Annotated in this window: 20 protein-coding genes; 6 read left to right on the plus strand and 14 right to left on the minus strand. The window is 37.0% G+C overall.

What is annotated here, in order from left to right:
- Positions 1–3: 3 nt before the first annotated feature.
- The 11 genes from LV704_RS04065 to LV704_RS04115 are packed head-to-tail and all read right to left on the minus strand — an operon-like array spanning position 4 to position 12,062.
- Positions 4–723, minus strand: a complete 720-nt coding sequence (locus LV704_RS04065; RefSeq protein WP_163421617.1) for a cell division protein FtsQ/DivIB — start codon at positions 721–723, stop codon at positions 4–6.
- On the minus strand, positions 713–2,065 hold the full coding sequence (gene murC, locus LV704_RS04070; RefSeq protein ID WP_163421616.1) for a UDP-N-acetylmuramate--L-alanine ligase: 1,353 nt from the start codon (positions 2,063–2,065) through the stop codon (positions 713–715). Before murC ends, LV704_RS04065 begins: the two co-directional genes overlap by 11 nt.
- Positions 2,062–3,150, minus strand: a complete 1,089-nt coding sequence (gene murG / locus LV704_RS04075) for an undecaprenyldiphospho-muramoylpentapeptide beta-N-acetylglucosaminyltransferase (RefSeq protein WP_163421615.1) — start codon at positions 3,148–3,150, stop codon at positions 2,062–2,064. Before murG ends, murC begins: the two co-directional genes overlap by 4 nt.
- Entirely contained in the window at positions 3,137–4,342 is a 1,206-nt protein-coding gene (locus LV704_RS04080; RefSeq protein WP_163421614.1) for an FtsW/RodA/SpoVE family cell cycle protein, read from the minus strand. The genes murG and LV704_RS04080 overlap by 14 nt, the downstream gene beginning before the upstream one ends.
- A 2-nt stretch (positions 4,343–4,344) precedes the next feature.
- Entirely contained in the window at positions 4,345–5,679 is a 1,335-nt protein-coding gene (murD, locus tag LV704_RS04085) for a UDP-N-acetylmuramoyl-L-alanine--D-glutamate ligase (RefSeq protein WP_163421613.1), read from the minus strand.
- Positions 5,680–6,900 carry a phospho-N-acetylmuramoyl-pentapeptide-transferase gene (gene mraY, locus LV704_RS04090; protein ID WP_163421612.1) on the minus strand — a complete coding sequence of 407 codons (1,221 nt, stop codon included), beginning with the start codon at positions 6,898–6,900 and terminating at the stop codon, positions 5,680–5,682. It lies immediately after the preceding gene.
- Between the two features lie 9 nt (positions 6,901–6,909).
- Positions 6,910–8,373 carry a UDP-N-acetylmuramoyl-L-alanyl-D-glutamate--2,6-diaminopimelate ligase gene (locus LV704_RS04095; protein WP_163421611.1) on the minus strand — a complete coding sequence of 488 codons (1,464 nt, stop codon included), beginning with the start codon at positions 8,371–8,373 and terminating at the stop codon, positions 6,910–6,912.
- Positions 8,370–10,379, minus strand: a complete 2,010-nt coding sequence (locus LV704_RS04100) for a penicillin-binding protein (RefSeq protein WP_163421610.1) — start codon at positions 10,377–10,379, stop codon at positions 8,370–8,372. The genes LV704_RS04095 and LV704_RS04100 overlap by 4 nt, the downstream gene beginning before the upstream one ends.
- Positions 10,379–10,696, minus strand: coding sequence for an FtsL-like putative cell division protein (locus LV704_RS04105; protein ID WP_163421609.1), 318 nt, complete (start codon positions 10,694–10,696; stop codon positions 10,379–10,381). Before LV704_RS04105 ends, LV704_RS04100 begins: the two co-directional genes overlap by 1 nt.
- Before the next feature lie 15 nt (positions 10,697–10,711).
- A complete protein-coding gene (gene rsmH / locus LV704_RS04110) occupies positions 10,712–11,614 on the minus strand; it encodes a 16S rRNA (cytosine(1402)-N(4))-methyltransferase RsmH (RefSeq protein ID WP_163421608.1) in 903 nt (300 codons plus the stop codon).
- A complete protein-coding gene (locus tag LV704_RS04115) occupies positions 11,607–12,062 on the minus strand; it encodes a division/cell wall cluster transcriptional repressor MraZ (protein ID WP_163421607.1) in 456 nt (151 codons plus the stop codon). Before LV704_RS04115 ends, rsmH begins: the two co-directional genes overlap by 8 nt.
- Positions 12,063–12,325: 263 nt before the next feature.
- On the opposite strand from LV704_RS04115, the gene LV704_RS04120 reads away from it, so the two are divergent.
- Both LV704_RS04120 and yihA read left to right on the plus strand, forming a co-directional pair.
- Positions 12,326–13,090: an alpha/beta fold hydrolase gene (locus LV704_RS04120; protein ID WP_163421606.1), complete on the plus strand. Its 765-nt coding sequence runs from the start codon at positions 12,326–12,328 to the stop codon at positions 13,088–13,090.
- Between the two features lie 3 nt (positions 13,091–13,093).
- Positions 13,094–13,702, plus strand: coding sequence for a ribosome biogenesis GTP-binding protein YihA/YsxC (gene yihA, locus LV704_RS04125; RefSeq protein ID WP_163421605.1), 609 nt, complete (start codon positions 13,094–13,096; stop codon positions 13,700–13,702).
- A gap of 25 nt (positions 13,703–13,727) precedes the next feature.
- On the opposite strand, the gene LV704_RS04130 is transcribed toward yihA, so the two are convergent.
- Positions 13,728–14,105: a GTPase gene (locus LV704_RS04130; RefSeq protein WP_163421604.1), complete on the minus strand. Its 378-nt coding sequence runs from the start codon at positions 14,103–14,105 to the stop codon at positions 13,728–13,730.
- A 75-nt stretch (positions 14,106–14,180) separates the two neighbouring features.
- Here LV704_RS04130 and LV704_RS04135 point away from each other — a divergent pair, with 75 nt between their 5' ends.
- The 4 genes from LV704_RS04135 (at position 14,181) to LV704_RS04150 (ending at position 17,198) form a co-directional block, all read left to right on the plus strand.
- Positions 14,181–14,483, plus strand: a complete 303-nt coding sequence (locus LV704_RS04135; protein WP_163421603.1) for an antibiotic biosynthesis monooxygenase — start codon at positions 14,181–14,183, stop codon at positions 14,481–14,483.
- 214 nt (positions 14,484–14,697) lie between these two features.
- Positions 14,698–15,396: a hypothetical protein gene (locus tag LV704_RS04140; protein ID WP_163421602.1), complete on the plus strand. Its 699-nt coding sequence runs from the start codon at positions 14,698–14,700 to the stop codon at positions 15,394–15,396.
- Positions 15,397–15,444: 48 nt separating this feature from the next.
- Positions 15,445–16,545, plus strand: coding sequence for a helix-turn-helix domain-containing protein (locus tag LV704_RS04145; RefSeq protein WP_163421601.1), 1,101 nt, complete (start codon positions 15,445–15,447; stop codon positions 16,543–16,545).
- Positions 16,546–16,700: 155 nt separating this feature from the next.
- A complete protein-coding gene (locus LV704_RS04150) occupies positions 16,701–17,198 on the plus strand; it encodes a hypothetical protein (protein ID WP_163421600.1) in 498 nt (165 codons plus the stop codon).
- Positions 17,199–17,207: 9 nt separating this feature from the next.
- Here the strand turns inward: LV704_RS04150 and gldC are convergent, their stop codons facing one another.
- Complete coding sequence (gldC, locus tag LV704_RS04155; protein ID WP_163421599.1) at positions 17,208–17,540, minus strand: gliding motility protein GldC; 333 nt, start codon at positions 17,538–17,540, stop codon at positions 17,208–17,210.
- The gene (gene gldB / locus LV704_RS04160; protein WP_163421598.1) at positions 17,541–18,530 is read right to left on the minus strand and encodes a gliding motility lipoprotein GldB; all 990 of its coding nucleotides are present in this window, start codon (positions 18,528–18,530) and stop codon (positions 17,541–17,543) included.
- Positions 18,531–18,594: the final 64 nt, after the last annotated feature.

Here is an 18,594-nt window from a genome sequence, read left to right on the forward strand (position 1 = left end):
ACTTTATATTTTGGTGCAAACCACTTGATTATTGAATTCTAAACTTACTGTTGCATATTTCTCCAAAGAATTGTCTTTGGCAGCTTTTGCATAAAATGCCATGAAATTTTTGAACTTCTCATTGAGATTTTCCACTCCGCCCAAATTCACTACAAAGTTTTCTAAACGAAACTTTAATTGATATTTACCTTCTTCCTCAACATGTATACCGATAACATTTTTCCTAAGAAAATCGTCCTCGTTGATATAATTTAAAATCGTATAGGCATCCTCAAGGGTTTTACCCGTGATTTTACCCGTGATTATGGGAACTCTAGCTGAATGATGCTTGGATAAAGGCATACGCTTTCCTAAATCATCCAAATAAAATTTAGAGATTCCCTCTACTCTTCCAATTGGTTTACGCTGAACAATCTTAGATATAAGTTCTCCATTTACAGTAAGATAGACTTGGGCGTTTTTCACCATATCATTGGACAGTATAATATCCTCTATGGTATTCAAAACTAATTCTTCTTTAGCCCTATTTTTTACTGCTCCATAATTTTGTATTAACAATTTATTAACTGAGGCTTCTGTGAGGTATAAGTTGTTGTCTCCCAAAAATTTAATGGATATCTCATTAACACTTTTCTTCTTACTGCGGTGTTCTGCAAAACTGTAAAGCCCAATTATGGCTATGGACAAAAACGTCAATTTTATGTAATTCCAATTAACTCGCATACGCTAATTCCTTTTTTATTTTTGGTATCTCCATTCCAATATCACCAGCTCCCATCGTCACTAAAACACCTGTTCTACAATTCTTTATTTCATTTATAAGGTTTGATTTGGAAACCAATTTTTTTCGTGGATTTTCAATTTTATCCAATAGCCATGTGGACGTAATTCCCTTAATGGGCTCTTCTCTTGCTGGATAGATTTCCAATAACAAAACCATATCAAATTTTGACAAGCTTTCAGCGAAATCATCAGCAAAATCCTGTGTCCTAGAAAATAAATGAGGCTGAAAAACCGCAGTTATTTGCTCATTTGGATGCATTTCTTTTATGGCGTTATAAACTGCACTAATCTCTGTGGGGTGATGTGCATAGTCATCAATAAAAGTAAAATCTGAATCCTGTATCTGGTAGGAAAACCTTCTTTGCACCCCTTTAAAGGTCCCTAATGCCTTGGCAAGGCGGTGCGGCGGGGAACCAGCCTGCACTGCCATTGCAAAAGCTGCTAGTCCATTAAGCAAATTATGCCGGCCAGGTTTATTAAAACGAACTTGTTCCAATACCTCCTTGGGCGTAATCAAATCAAATATGTAGGTGCCATGTTCAATTAAAATATTTTCAATACGGTAATCCGACCCATCCTCAATTCCATAGGTAGCTCCTTGCAACGGTAGTCCGTTCCTAACGAAAAGCATTCCACTAGGTTTTATTTTTGCAACAAAATCCCGAAAGGATTGTTGTAATTCTTCACTGGTTCCATAAATATCCAAGTGATCGGCATCCATAGAAGTGATACAAGCCACATCAGGAGAAAGTTGTAAAAACGACCTATCAAACTCATCAGCTTCAACAACAGAGTATTCGGTTCCCTCCAACACAAAATTGCTATTGAAATCTTCTGAAATACCTCCTAAAAAAGCTGTTAAAGGAGTACCACTCTCTTTAAGCAAATGGGCCAAAATACATGAGGTTGTAGTCTTCCCGTGGGTTCCCGCAACCGCAAAACAAAAGGTGTCTTTTGTAATAATGCCGAGTACCTCCGAGCGTTTTTTTATTTCAAAGCTCTTACTTCTAAAAAATTGTAATTGGGAATGTGTGGAAGGTACTGCTGGCGTATAGATAACCAGTGTATTTTCCCTTTGTTTGCAAGCATCTGGTATCAGGTCAACTTTGTCTTCAAAATGCACTACTATACCATGACTAACAAGTTCATCTGTTATTGGAGTTCTTGTCTTGTCATAGCCTATAACGTTCTTACCTATATAATTAAAATAGCGCGCCAAAGCAGACATACCAATACCTCCGATACCAATAAAGAAGACGTTATGGATGTCCTTCAAATTCATTTCAATAATTTTTCAATTTCATCAACGATATGTTCCGTGGCTTTTGGCATAGCCAGCTGCTTAATATTGGCACTCAACTTATTTTGAGTATCCATTGAATTTATGAGGTCTACAAAACTTTTTTCAAAATCAGTATCTAATTCACTCTCTTTTAGCATAAGTGCCGCATCTTTAGAAACCAGTGCTTTTGCATTCTTAGTTTGATGGTCTTCCGCCACATTGGGTGATGGTATAAATAGTACAGGCTTTCCTACTAAACACAATTCTGATACAGATCCCGCTCCTGCTCTAGATATGATGATATCTGCAGCTGCATAGGCATAATCCATTCTATTTAAAAAGGCTAAAACCTTTACCGAGTTTGAATCATGTTGTTTATAATCTTCATAATAGAGTTTACCGCACTGCCATATTAGCTGCACTTCTTGATTCTCAAAAAAAACTAGTTCTTTTTCAATCAATTGATTTACCCTTCTCGCTCCCAGACTCCCGCCTATGATCAATATGGTTTTCTTGTTTGCATTCAAACCAAAAAAATCAATTGCTTCTTTTTTATCTACCTTCAAATCCACCAAATCTGAACGCACTGGATTGCCCGTCTTGATTATCTTTTCCTTTGGAAAAAACTGCTCCATTCTATCATAGGCCACACAAATACGTTTAGCCTTGCTTGCCAATAATTTGTTTGTGATGCCCGCATAAGAGTTTTGTTCCTGGAGTACACACGGAATTTTGGCACCAGCAGCCATTTTTAGCAATGGCCCACTAGCAAATCCCCCCGTGCCAATGGCCACATTGGGTCTAAACTGTTTTGTTATTTGCCGTGCTCTAATCAAACTAATCACCAATTTTAATGGAAACATTAAATTTTTAAGTGTCAGTTTCCGTTGCAATCCACTTATCCACAAACCCTCTATCTTATATCCTGCTTGCGGCACTTTTTCCATTTCCATTTTATCCTTAGCTCCAACAAATAAAAACTCAGCTTTTGGATGCCTCCTTTTTAGTTCATTGGCTATCGCTATCGCCGGATAAATATGTCCTCCCGTACCTCCTCCAGAAAGTATAAACCTATAGTTGCCCACTTAATACTTCTAAAGGATTACTTTCATCTATATTATAGGATTCCTCCTCTAAATTCTCTTTTTTATTGCTTGCGCTCAGTATAATGCCAATCGCCATACAGGTCATCCAAATAGATGTCCCGCCCATACTGATCAATGGTAAAGGTTGACCTGTTACGGGAAACAATTGTACCACCACGGCCATATTGATGAATGCCTGGAAAACGATAGGCAATCCCACTCCGATAACCAACAATTTGGAAAAAATGGTCTTGGCTGAATTTGCCACCACTACAATCCTAAACAGCAAAAGCAAATAGAAGAACAGTAACGCCCCTCCTCCCAACAGACCATACTCTTCTATGATGATTGCAAAAATGAAATCTGATGTGCTTTGCGAAAGCATATTTTTTATAACGCTTTTCCCTGCTCCTTTCCCAACAACACCACCTTCAGCAATAGCAATTTTTGCAAGTGTAAGTTGATGCAAATCATCCTTCCCTGCTTTCTCAGGACTCCAAAAAGTCTCAATTCTGGATTTCCATGTGCCTGCTCGTTGTGGTAATATCTCTGGGGTCTTAAACAGTACAAACAAAAACATTCCGGAAAGCACAATTCCAGTCCCTACGATGGCAAACAAATATTTTAATGGATATCCTCCTAAAAAACAGAGTACCAATACTAAAAAGCAAATAATGGCAGCTGTGGAAAAATTCTCCGGCAAAATCAACAAAACAACTAAAGCAGTTGGTAACCACAATGGCAATATGCTTTCTTTGAATGTAATTGCAGCATCTTTGATTTTTGTCAAATACCGTGCAATCCATATCATTAAAACAACGGATGCTAATGTTGATGTTTGAAAATTGACCCCAACAAACGGAATCTTAATCCATCTGTTTGCAGTAACACCTCCTATTTTAGTTTCCACGGTAAGGGTATACACCAATAGAATTAAAACAATGGGTAATGCTATTATAGAAAGTCCTTTAAAATAATGTGTTGGTATGCGGTGTACTGCGTATATAATCCCAAACCCTAAAAACAAAAGCACCGCATGCTTTATTAAATGCCCAAAGGTTGTGCCATCATCATTTACATATACCAGATTTGTACTTGCACTATAAACCGGTAAAAACGAGAAAAGTGCCAATAGGGCTACTACACCCCAAATGGCTTTATCACCTTTCAAATTTTTAAATACCGCTAACATTCTTATAAATTTTTGATTGCTGCTTTAAATTGATTTCCTCTATCCTCATAGTTTTCAAAAAGATCAAAACTTGCGCAGGCAGGAGATAGCAAAACGGAATCTCCCCTTTCTGAAATCTTATATGCCACCTTTACAGCTTCTTCCATGGAATAGGTTTCCACCATCAAATCGATAACATTGCCAAAGACATCCTTCAGTTTGGAATTATCCATTCCTAAACAAACTATAGCTTTAACCTTTTCTCTCACCATTGGCATCAACTCCTTATAATCGTTTCCCTTGTCTACACCACCTACAATCCAAACAATCGGTTTTTTAATTCCGTCTAGGGCGTAATAAGTAGCATTTACATTAGTTGCCTTGGAGTCGTTAATGTATTCTACATGGTTAATTTTTAGAACTTTTTCCAGTCTATGAGGAACTCCTTGGAAGGTTTGAATACTCTGACGGATTGTTTCTTTTCTAACATTTACCAATAAGGCAGCAAGTCCTGCGGCCATGGTGTTCTTTACGTTGTGTTGGCCATCCAAGGCCAAAATATCTGTACTCATTTCCAAGGTTTTATGTTCTATATTCATTTTAATTATTTCATTTTCGAGCCAAGCGCCTTCTTCTTGTTTTTCCTTCAGTGAAAAAGGAACCAATTTGGATTGAACTGGATGTTTTTTTAACCAACCTTTAATCACTTCATCATCTGCATCATATATCAGATAATCGTTTTTATCCTGATTCATCGCTATCCGAAACTTTGAAGCGATATAGTTCTCAAACTTATATTCATATCGATCTAAATGATCCGGAGTAATATTGGTAAGGATGGCTACATACGGTTTAAAATCAATGATACCATCCAATTGAAAACTACTTATCTCCAATACATAATGACCAAAATCTTGTTCGGCAACCATTTTAGCATAGCTATCGCCAATATTCCCTGCCATCCCAACATTAAATCCATCATTTTTAAGCAAGTGATGTGTTAATATTGTTGTCGTGGTTTTGCCATTACTTCCTGTAATTCCAATTAAGGTTGCACTGGTATATTTTGATGCAAACTCTATCTCAGAAACAACAGACACACCCTTTGCAATCAATTTTTGCACTAAAGCAACCTTATCTGGTATGCCCGGACTTTTCATGACCACATCGGCATTTAGAATCTTAGATTCTGTATGGATGCCTGATTCCCATTCAATCTCAAAATGTTCAAGAACTTTTTTGTACGCTGACTTTATTTCTCCTTTGTCCGAGACAAAGACTTCAAATCCTTTTTTCTTCCCCAGTATTGCTGTTCCAACACCACTTTCTCCTCCTCCAAGTATTACCAAGCGAGCCATCTACCTGATTTTTAATGTCACAATACTGACAATTGCCAATAAAATTCCAATAATCCAAAATCGGGTGACTATCTTACTTTCGTGATATAATTTCTTTTGATAATGATGATGCAATGGCGCCATTAGAAACAACCTTTTACCCTCGCCATATTTCTTTTTTGTTCTTTTAAAGTAGCTTACCTGAAGCATTACGGATAGCGTCTCCGCAAAGAAAATTCCACAGAGAAGTGGAATCAACAATTCCTTTCTCACAATAATTGCTATAACCGCTATTACTCCGCCAATAGTCAAGCTACCTGTATCTCCCATAAAGACTTGGGCAGGATATGCATTGTACCATAAGAACCCGACCAAAGCTCCCACAAATGCCGCAATGAAAATCAAAAGCTCCCCAACTCTAGGGATGTAAAAAATATCGAGATAATCAGAAAATTGGATATTGCCAGATACTAAGGCAAAAATGCCCAATGTCAATACAATTATGGCCGATGAACCTGCTGCGAGGCCGTCAATTCCATCTGTAAGGTTTGCCCCATTAGAAACCGCCGTAACGATCAATATCACTACTGGAATAAAAATCAACCAAGCATAATCTTCCAATCCGTCACCCGCCCAAGTAATCCAATCTGCATAATCCAGTTCATTATTCTTGAAAAATGGAACATTTGTACCCAATGATTTTACATCTTGTCCAAATACCTTTTCTACTTTAAAGTTTTCTGTTATTCGGGTAGTATCTTTTTCTTTGATGGTCACTTCAGGATGAAAATACAGGACGGCACCTACAATTAACCCCAATACCACTTGGCCCAATATTTTAAATCTTCCCTTTAGTCCTTTTTTGTCTTTCTTAAAGATTTTGATGTAGTCATCCACAAATCCAATGATACCCATCCATATGGTTGTAACCACCAATAGGATGATATAAATATTTTTGACATCCGCAAACAACAACACTGGTAAAAGTGTTGACATAATGATGATCAACCCTCCCATTGTTGGCGTTCCCGCTTTTTGTTTTTGACCTTCCAGACCTAAATCGCGAATGCTTTCACCAATCTGTTTTTTTTGCAAAAACAGAATAATCCGCTTTCCGTAGACCATGGCAATCAACAGTGAAAACAAGACTGCCATTCCCGCTCTAAATGTCTGGAACTGGAACAATGATGCTCCCGGCAATTGATATTGATTTTCCAAATATTCGAACAAGTAGTATAACATGAACTACAATTATTTATTTAAATCGGCCAAGGCCTCCTTTATTTCTTTAAAATCATCAAAATCTACCCTTACTCCATTCGTCTCCTGGTAAGTCTCATGACCCTTTCCTGCAACTAAAATGATATCATTTGCCAAAGCCAGTTTACAAGCTGTCCTTATTGCTTGCTTTCTATTTTCAATGGCCAAAGTTTTTTTGGTGTTTTGGGGCTCAACCCCTGCTTCCATCTCTTCAATGATAGTAGCAGGAGGCTCAGTTCTTGGGTTATCTGATGTAAAAATGGCCTGATTGCTCATTTCTGAAGCGATATGACCCATAACCGGACGCTTAGACTTATCACGGTCACCACCACACCCCACTACGGTGATGACGTTTTCATTTCCAGTCCTCAATGCATTGATTGTAACCAATACATTTTTTAGTGCATCCGGCGTATGGGCATAATCAACAATTGCCGTTATTTTTTCTTTTGATATGAAATATTGAAACCTACCATCCACGTTTTCCAACTCACTGATAAGTTTCAGGGTTTCTATTTTTTCTAAACCTAAAAGATCTGCAGTAGCATAAATAGCCAAAAGGTTGTAAGCATTAAAATCCCCAATAAGTTTAGACCACAGTTCGTTATCATCAATTTTCAGCAGCTGTCCGTCAAACTGTTTTTCTAATATCTGTGCTCTATAATCCGCATAAGATTTAAGTGCATACGTGTATTTTTTTGCTTTGGTGTTTTGGAGCATCACCAAACCATTTTTGTCATCGATGTTACTTAAGGCAAAAGCTGTTTTAGGCAGGTCATCAAAGAGCTTTTTCTTAGTATCCCGGTACTCTGCAAAAGTTTTATGATAATCCAGATGATCATGCGAAAGGTTTGTAAAAATCGCACCTTCAAAATGCAGTCCTTCAGACCTTTTTTGATAGATTCCATGTGAACTGACCTCCATAAAACAAAATTCCACTCCTTCTTCACTCATCTGGAACAGATGTTCGTTTATAGTTAAAACATCTGGAGTGGTTAAGTTAGTAGGGTATTCTTTTTCATCCACCATTATCTTTATGGTAGAAATTAACCCAACTTTGAAACCAGCTTTTTTGAACAGATTGTACAAAAGTGTGCTTACCGTAGTTTTACCATTGGTTCCGGTAATACCTACCAGTTTAAGATTCTTGGAAGGGCTGTCATAGTAGTTGGATGCTATTATGGCCAAAGCACTATTACAGTTAATGACCTTCAAATAGGTTACGCCATTAACCAACAACTCAGGAAGTTCCTCGCAAACAACGGCTTTTGCGCCAGATTCCACAGCTTTTTGAATGTACTTGTGTCCATCCGTAACCAATCCTCTAATTGCTACAAATACATCATCCATTCCAACTTTTCTAGAGTCAAAATGAACATGGTTGACCATAACGTTTGTATTTCCGCTTACCGCAGAAAGACTAGCTCCATACAATATGTCTTTCAGTAATTTCATGAAAGTTCAAGCACTATTTTTTTAACTTGATTTATATCTGTTCCTTGATCAATGGATTGCTTCTTTACTTTTCCATTTCCCTTAACCTCTACATGCAACCCCATATTTTCCAATAAGGAAATTGCATCCATTCCGCACATTCCTTTTACATTGGGGACTTTTGTATATTTTTTTTGGGACTGAGCATAATATTGTGTGTATTTTTCCTCCAAAGTATCCTCATCAAAGGCTTTACCCTTCACTTCATCTATAGTTGGAGAGGTGGTATAAATTTTTTGAGCCATAGATTTAAAAACTGGTCCGGATACATCTGCTCCGTAGTACCCAACACTTTTATCAGGCTCATGAATAATTACGATACAGGAATATTTTGGATTGTCTGCAGGAAAGTATCCCGCGAATGACGAAATATAAGCTAGTTTATCTGGGTCTTTGGCTACATAGTTTTTCTGACAAGTTCCTGTCTTACCAGCCATTGAAAAGCTTTTTGAATACAATCCATGACCAGTGCCGTATTCTTTCTCTACTACATCTTTCAATAACTGCTGAGCTTTTTTCACGGTCTCTTTGGAACAGATGGAAGCATTTGCAATTTCCTTATCAAACCTTTTAAGTACCTTATTACCTTCTCGCACCTCTTTGATTAATCTAGGCTTTACAAATTCTCCATCATTAGCAATGGCATTGTAAAAAGCCAATGTCTGCATAGGTGTCATCGAGACTTCATAACCATGTGACATCCATCCCAAGGAAATTCCTGACCATCCTTCATCACCTGGATATCGAATTACAGGATCTCCTTCGCCAATGATAGGTATGCCCAACTTTTTATGTAGCCCCATGTTCATAAGGCGATCCACAAACTTTTTTGGATTCTCTTTATAATTCTCATTAATAATTTTTGCAAAAGCCGTATTGGAAGAAACAGCAAAAGCTTTTGAGGCAGAAACCTTTCCATAGCCGCCCCATTTAGAATCTTTTACCACGCGATCATAAATTCTGTACCTTCCTTTCTCTGTATCAATTACAGTGCTGGTATCAATCACTTTGTCTTCCAAGGCAGCTATCATTGACATCAATTTAAAGGTTGAGCCCGGTTCATGAGATTCTCCCACAGCATAATTCAGCTTTTCATAATACTTCCCTTCAGAAGTTCTGCCCAAATTGGAAATAGCTTTTATTTCTCCCGTAGCAGTTTCCATTACAACCACGCACCCGTGATCTGCTTGGTATTTCTCCAATTGTGCAAGAAGCTCATGATGGGCAATGTCTTGAATGTTGATATCGATAGTGGAAACTACATCCAAGCCATCTTGTGGCTCAACAATATTGTCCAGACCCACTGGTTTCCACTGGCCCTTGGCTATCTTCTGCTTTAATCGTTTTCCTTCTTTCCCTCTTAAGTACTGTTCTCCAAAAGCACCATCTAGACCTACCCTTGTGTAGTATCCGTTTTCATCAACTTTTTCATAACCAATACTTCTGGCTGCCATTTTACCCAAAGGGTATTCACGAACAACGCGGTGTTTTTCAATAAATCCACCTTTGTAGGGCCCCAACTCAAACAGTGGAAACTGTTTTATGCGTATATAATCCAAGTAGTCTATGTTTCTAGCCACCAATTTGTATCTATTGTTATTTGCCCTTGCTTTTCTAAAAAGCTGTCTATAATAAGAAGATGGTCTATCAAAAAGATTCCCCAAAGAGTCCGAAAGCGCCGCAACGTTGTTTTGAAAATTTTCTTCTGATACAGTTTTTGCATCAAACCGAATCTCATATTTTGGAACCGATGCGGCAAGTAGACTACCATCATCTGAATATAGATTACCCCTATTTGGCTCTATAGTGAACATCTTTTCAGTATTATTAAGGGCAAGTTCTTTGTAATCCTCCCCTTTTATCATTTGGATATCCACCAACTTTACTACGACGCAAATAGAAAAAACAACAAGACAACCCGTAACTAGGTATAGCCTATTCATGATATTTTTTTCCGTTATTGCCATTATTTTTCTGATTTTACTTGAATCTTCTGCGGAGGGTTCTTTGAAGGAATAAGCCCTTCGACCGCCACTGACTCTCTTAAAGTAGATTCCAACTTTAATTGCTGAACAGTTGATCTGTGTTCAAAAAACTCACTTTTAAGCATACGAACCTCTTCACTTAAAGCAGCAATTTCATGGACTTTTTTGTCTGCTCTGTGGCTACTGGAAATCATCATAGCAGCTAAAAAGGAGGCAAAAAACAGAAACATCCAGTTCTTGGGGGCATCTCCGCTAACCAAAAACTTTCCTTTTAATATGTCCAGTAATCCTTTTTTCATTTTCGTTCTCTAATTTTATATCCTTTCTGCAATCCGGAGTTTTGCGCTTCTTGCTCTATTGTTCTGTGCAATTTCTTCTGCTGATGGGACTATTAATCCGCCCACTTTTTTCAACGGCACATCAATATTCCCGTAAAAGTCTTTTTCTGGTTCCCCTTCAAATTTTCCCGCTCTAATAAATCTTTTGACCAATCTATCTTCCAAAGAATGATAACTTATTAAACTAAGTCGTCCCCCTTCTTTAAGAACCTCCGGTGCTTGAAGCAAAAAATCCTTAAGCACCTCTATCTCTTGGTTGACCTCAATTCTAATTGCTTGGTAGATCTGCGCCAAAATCTTGTTCTCCTTCATTTTGGGTAAAAACCGCTTCAAAATCTCTTTTAACTGGTCTGTGGTTTTTATTGGAGTTCCCAATCTTGATTCTACAATAGCGTTGGCTATAGCATTTGCATTTCGCAATTCGCCGTATTGAAACAAAACTGACGCTAAATTTTCTTGGGAATACTTATTGACCACCTGATACGCAGATAATGAATTGTTCCTATTCATTCGCATATCCAAATCTGCGTTAAAACGAATTGAGAACCCACGTTCCGCCTCATCAAACTGATGGGAAGAAACTCCAAAATCTGCCAAGATTCCATCAACTTTCCGAATGCCATAGAACTTTAAAAACTGCTTGAGAAATTGAAAATTCTGATTGATCAACTGAAATCTATCATCATCAATTGCATTTACCAACGCATCCTCATCTTGATCGAAGGCAAACAACTTTCCTCCCCTCCCCAGTCTTTTCAATATCTCTTTGGAGTGTCCTCCGCCACCAAAAGTGACATCAACATAAACTCCATCTTCTTTTATATTTAATCCATCCACCGACTCTTGAAGCAGTACAGGATTATGATATTGGCTAATCATCGTCAGCAAAAATCTCTTCGGCCAAGTCCGCATAGTCCTTTTCACTATCCGCCAAGACCATCTCGTACTTATCTTTGTTCCAAATCTCTATTTTGTCAAAAACTGCATTTAGAACTACTTCTTTTCCAATTTCAGCGTATTCAACCAAGTTCTTTGGTATCTGTAATCTGGCTGTATCCCCATCAATCGTTACTTCCTTCATTCCCGCAACAAAGTTTCTAACAAAGGCATCGTACTTTCTGTTGATCTTACTTTTCTTCAGCACCTTTTGCATCAACGCATCAAACTCACTCTTTGGATAAAGCTCTAGGCACTGCTGAAAAACAGATCGCTTGATCACAAAGCCTTCGTTCAAAACTGGCAACAACTGATTCTTTAAGGAAATAGGGAGTATTACCCTTCCTTTGGTATCAGCTTTACAGTCGTGTTGTCCTATGATATGGGTCACTAGAAATCAATTGATTACAAACTATAACTCAAATATATAGATTTTATTTCCACATTTCTCCACTTAAAGACACATTTGTTAATAAATATTCCACAATTCAGAGAAAAAATACATTTTATCGGAAAAATTGCTCCTAACGTCCAACGCAAAGGTTTTATCTGCTATGGTAATTTGTATGAAACCTAATTTTTGAAGAACCAAATACTGTAAATCTGTGTGATTTGAATTGCCTATATTTGCCCACTTAGACCAACTAGTTTTAGATGGAAAAGCATATTATTACGGAAGGTAAATACCGATATATTGAAATGGGTGAAGGCACTCCAATCATTATATTGCACGGTCTTATGGGCGGACTGAGCAACTTCCAAGGAGTATCTGAATACTTCCCTTCCAAGGGGTATCAGGTTTTAATTCCTGAGCTCCCTATCTATGACATGCCCATGCTCAAAACCACGGTCAAGAACTTTGCAAAGTTCCTAGAAGGTTTTATTGAATTTAAAGGGCTAAAGGATGTAATTCTTTTGGGTAATTCTCTTGGTGGACACATTGGGCTTTTGCATACCAAAATGTTTCCAAAAATGGTAAAAGCATTGGTTATTACCGGTAGTTCCGGATTGTATGAGAAAGCAATGGGAGATGGCTACCCCAGACGTGGAGATTATGAGTTCATTAAAAAGAAGGCCCAAGATGTTTTTTATGACCCAGCAGTGGCAACCAAAGAAATTGTGGACGAGGTGTTCGCTACGGTTAATGACCGTATGAAATTAGTAAAGACACTGGCTATTGCCAAAAGTGCCATTCGCCACAACATGGCCAAAGATTTACCCCATATGAACACTCCCACTTGTATTATTTGGGGTGAAAATGATACGGTAACCCCACCAGAAGTTGCCAAAGAATTCCATGAACTATTACCTGATTCCGATTTGTTTTGGATGGAAAAATGTGGTCATGCCCCAATGATGGAACATCCACAAGACTTTAATACGGTTCTTGAGGCTTGGTTGGCCAAGCGCAACTTTTAAACCATGAAAATCACTTCGGCCGAATTCGTAATGAGCAATTCAAATGTGGCCATGTGCCCAAATGAACCCTTACCTGAATATGCCTTTATTGGAAGATCTAATGTAGGTAAGTCGTCGCTTATTAATATGTTGATGGAGCGTAAAAGTTTGGCCAAAACTTCTGGACGACCTGGAAAAACACAGCTTATTAACCACTTTAAAATAAACAACAACTGGTTTTTGGTAGATTTACCTGGCTACGGCTATGCTCGGGTATCCAAAAAGGATAAAAAGGTTTTTCAAAAGTACATTACGCAGTATTTTCAGGAACGAAAGCAACTAGTATGTGGATTTGTATTAGTAGATATTAGACATGAACCCCAACCGGTAGACCTTGAATTCATGGAATGGTTAGGCACTAATAATGTTCCATTTGCTATTATTTTCACCAAAGCGGACAAATTGAAACCCAACGCCATGGAAAAACAGGCTAATGCATATATACAGCATCTGTTGGATAGTATTTGGGAAGAAGCCCCTCCGCATTTCATTACTTCTTCTTCGAATCGCACGGGAAAAGAAGAACTGTTACGTTACATTGATGGTATCAACAAAGAGTTTTTCTCTTCATAGTCTAGTTTTCTTTGATCCATTAAATTTAACTTGCCCTCTCTTTTACCAACCTAACTAATGCGTGAGCTGCTTTTAATTGATTAAGCTCCTCGGTAGAAATTACAATCTCCAATCCATGTTCACCTTCGACCAGTATAATGGGAAAAGTGAATTTATGACCAAACTTTGATGCATATTTTTTTGCAAATTCATCTTTATGTAAAAATATCATCTCTTGCTTGTTTGCTTGTCTAAACTTTTTCCACGTCTTATTTTCAGAAACAACACCAAAAGTGATATCACATAGATTACAGTCATATGTTGCTGGGCTTAAAACTTTATGCATACTATCCAAAATAGCATTTCGAGCCCCTGAATTAGCATTATAGATAAAAAGGAGCTTTGGAAGGTCTTTCTTTTTCATGAACTAAAAATACAACGCTTCTAATCTATTATATACGAATAAAGAGTATTTTACATTTTTAAAAAAAATCATATTATGATTGCTCGAATCTGGAAAGGGAAAACAAAATTGGAACATTTGGAAGAATATGAATCTTTTATGAAGGAAAGGGCCATCCCAGATTATTCCAAAACGGATGGTTTTGTAAAACTCACCTTTCTTAAACGAACCGATAGCCAATATGCATACTTTGACTTAATTACCTTTTGGGAAGATTTAGAAGTGATTAAAAACTTTGCTGGAGTAGAGTTAACAAAAGCCAAGTATTATCCGGAAGACCAAAAATACCTTATCGACTTTCCTGAAGAAGTAACACACTATGAGGTTTTTGCAGATTAAACTTGCTCAACATTCCTTCAAGTCTGCTTTTCCTTTCTTGTCTTCAAAATTGTTTTCACAATAGATATTGATTGGGCCTTACCCGCCAAAAACCATCTGTTTTGAGCTCAAAAAAGTACAAATACCGTATCCGTTCCCATTAAGGTGTCAATTTTTTTTTCATACTTCTCGTTGCAAATACATTTGAATCCTATAAAACTTTAAAAACAGATTCATGAAACTTTTAAAAAATCGGTTACCCTCATTTTTATTAATTCTTTGTATTGCAACTATGACTGCCCAAGAAAACAAGAAGTCCTTCAATTTTAAAAAAGGACAAGTCTTTGATATTATCTTTCTAAATCAAAATCCAGACAAGGATGATCTATTGCAGGAATACTTTAAACTTGTATTTCCAGTGGCACAAAAAAATGGGTACAATCCTCAGCCTGGCTTTGGCATTGAAAAGTACACACAAGGTAATTACCACCCTCAAAGCATGATTCTCGGGTACTGGAACTCTTTTGACAGCAGGTCTAATTTTATAAATGAAATTGAAGTTTCCCTTCCGGATTTTCATAAACGAAGAAGAGATCTTTGGTCAACATTTGCATTGACTTATTGGGAACTCCAAGAGGATCTTTCATTTGAAATCAATCTAGATAAGTACAATGTGGTGACCGCGTACTGGGCTAATGAAGAAGCATCTTTTTCAACCTTTAAGAATGCTTGGGTCAACAAAGCAAAACAGCATGGTGCAACTCTAAAAGTGGAGCTTAATAATGGTGCATCTCCATTTGGATACTACTACAGTCCGGATTACTTGGTCATTACCCAATGGGAAAGTGAGGCATCTTTCAAAAAATTCTATGAAACCAATTTGAAAATGAACCACCAAGGTGTAAAACATGTAAATCAATTTATTCTTAAATAGCAATACCTTAAGCAGGCCATATTAGTATGGTCTGCTTATTTTAGTCATATGCAAACAATCATCAACCAGTTCGTTTACTTCGCATACTTTCAAAGCCTTTTCTTACTGTTCATTTATATTTTTTCGCCAAAAAACAGGAAAAACATTAACGGTTACCTGGTCTTTCTGATTGTTTTGTTGGCTGTGGGCCTAACTGGACGTATTATTTATATTTCTGGAATATTTGGTCAGAATTTTCGTTTTTATGCATTTTCCGAGTTTTCCATCTTAATGTTTGGCTCCACAATTTATTTGTTTACCCAGTCTTCACTAAGGGGTAAAAAATTCAATTTATCAGACCTGATTCATTATATTCCTGGAGTTCTGTACATACTCATCATCGTTCTTTATTTTATGCTGCCTTCAGACCAAATAATTGGTGAGCGTGCAAAAAGTGGAGAACTTTTTAGAGTTATTACGTTGCTGGTGGGAACAGGCCTAGCTTTTAACATCACCTATTGGATATTAAGTTGCAGACTCTTTTTTCAGGTTAAAAAGAAACTCCGAAATGAACTGAGTTTCTCCATAAAAACCGGATTTTTTTCAAACTTTCTCATTGCTATTGGCCTCTGTCTTACCTGTTGGCTGGTCGTTTATTTTATAAGCATCTTTGGCTTTGATACTATTGAAAGAACCGCCAGAAGAACTATTTGGCTGAGCATTGCCCTAATTATTCTGTTTATAACTTACTATGGAATAAAGGAGCCTGAGCTATTTAAATTTGGGAGACAGACAGGAAACAAAAAATACCAACAGTCTAAACTTTCCATAGAGGATTTGGATAATTTGAAAGTAGCTCTTGAAACATTGATGATTGAGAAAAAACCATATCTCAATAGGAAATTGGTAAAATCCGAGCTTTCGGAAATGTTGGGCATAAGCAATCCGGAAATAGCAAGGTTGCTCAATGAACGTATTGGAATGAACTTTTTTGAATATGTGAATTATTATAGAATCAAGGAATTTGTTGAACTTGCTAAATCTCAAAAAGTTGAAAATCTAACTTTTTTTGGATTGGCCCAGGAAGCTGGTTTTAACTCAAAAACAACGTTTAATAAGTCATTTAAAAAACTGATGGGCATGCCTCCAAAGGATTATTTTCAAAATTGACAGGTCTTTTAAGGTATTTTTTCGTAGTGAGCATAGTTCAATACATCAAACCAAATCATGTATGTTTTACCTCATTTTGGGGTTTGACCAATTAGTTCATACAATTTGTTTGTAATTTACCTTTATTTACAACCAAAACCTTTTTACTTAAAGTTATGGGAACACAAGGACATTCACTCACCCCTAACGGATTTATTAAAACACTCTCCATTCTTCATATGGGTTTGATTTCTGGACCTATTCTGTTTGGTGCGATAATTTACTTTCAAACACAAAATACCAGCTTTAACTTCTCCAACACCAGCGACATCTATCTGATGGTAGTACCAATAGTTGCTGTAAGCTGTATTTTCTTGGGGGATTTTATTTTTAAGCAATCCATAAAAAATATTCCTAAAACAGTCAATCTAAAACAAAAGCTGGCCCGCTTTCAAACGGCATCAATTATTAAATATGCCTTAGCGGAAGCACCTGCGCTATTTGGTATTGTGGCATTTATGATTACAGGGAATATGGCATATCTTGTAGTATCCGTTGTTTTGATTCTTTACTTTTTCATGCTGAAGCCCTCAAAGGACAAAATTGAACGGTCTTTGAATTTAAATGGAGAGGAAAAGAATCAGTTCAATAGATTGGATCAACCTATACCTTGAATACAAAGACTATTTCAATTCTAACTTCTCTGCAAAATAGTCGCAAAAATCCTTCATGGTTGCCGTCATTTTTTCATCCTGGGTAGCTTTCATAAATGTATCTGCCATAGTAACCAAGGTTTGATGGAAAAATATTTTCATATCATCCACTGGCATATCCTTGGTCCATAAATCTATTTTTAACGACTCTCGGTTTTTACTGTCCCAAACGGACAACATCATGGCCTTAGCTTCTTCATTCTCTATGCCACCATCTTGAGCAGACCAGTTTAATTCTTCAGGAACTCGATTTTCATCAAGTCCAACAGTTAATTTTATTTCTGAAGTATGTTCTATTGCCATTTATTTTCTCGGTTTGTAATTTGATTTCTTAAAAATTTCATCAGCAGGTAAGTTCAAAAGCTGTTTTAAGGTAAGGTTGTTCTTTTCCATAAAGGCCTTAACAATCTGCCACCCCATATACCTTCCTAATCTTCCTGGAGATTCGCTATCCAATTCTAGCTGAAATTTGGAGAAAGGCGCTGGGTCTAAAAATCTTCGGTCCAGTTTGGCATCGGTACTATAAAGTAATTCTTTTTCCACAAAATAGCGCCAAATCTGTTCTTCGTTGTTCATGGACCACTCCATCTCTTCCAATGTATATCCTATCTTCTGAGCATCAGAAATTGAAGGAAGTACCTTGTCCTTTATATATAGTTCTTTTCCATAATACACCATTCTGGAGAGAAAAGATCTATTACGGGGATATTTCAACACCTTTTTTGCAATAGCGCTCGCAACATCAGAAGTTAGATATTGTTTATCAAGTCCAGCCGCGATATAACGTTGAATACTTTTATAAAAATGATGGTCCGCCCCCAAATAGTTATCTAAACCTAACATTAAAAGTGTATCTGCAAGAATAACACGGTCGTTATATCTAACATCAGATGTAACGGTTACTACCTTTGGTGTTTTAAATTTTGGAAAATAATAGGTTATATGCTGAAAAAGAGATTCTAAATCATTCGTTTCCTCTTCAAAATCACCAAAAGCCTTCTCTACTTCATCTGACAACTCAACCTGAATGGTATCTGTGAGTTTGGCGATCCAAATACTATCCGGGAACTGTGAAGGAAACAAATAAGGATATTTAGATTTTAAGTCAGGAATACTCCCAGGCGAAGCGGCAGCAAACTCACGATCAAATCTATATATGTCTAAATCAATTTGGACATTGGAGATTTCTTCAGAAGTTTTATCCGTTTGTTTACATGCATTAAGGAATAGTATGATCAAAAATATTGACCCGCTAAATACGTACACATTAAAGTATTTCAACAACCTCTTCATTTTTAGCACTACAGCGTTTAAATTTACAGGGCACAAAGGTAATTTATTGAATCTAAAAAGTAAG

The sequence above is a fragment of the Flagellimonas sp. CMM7 genome (assembly GCF_021390195.1).
Taxonomy (GTDB): Bacteria; Bacteroidota; Bacteroidia; order Flavobacteriales; family Flavobacteriaceae; genus Flagellimonas.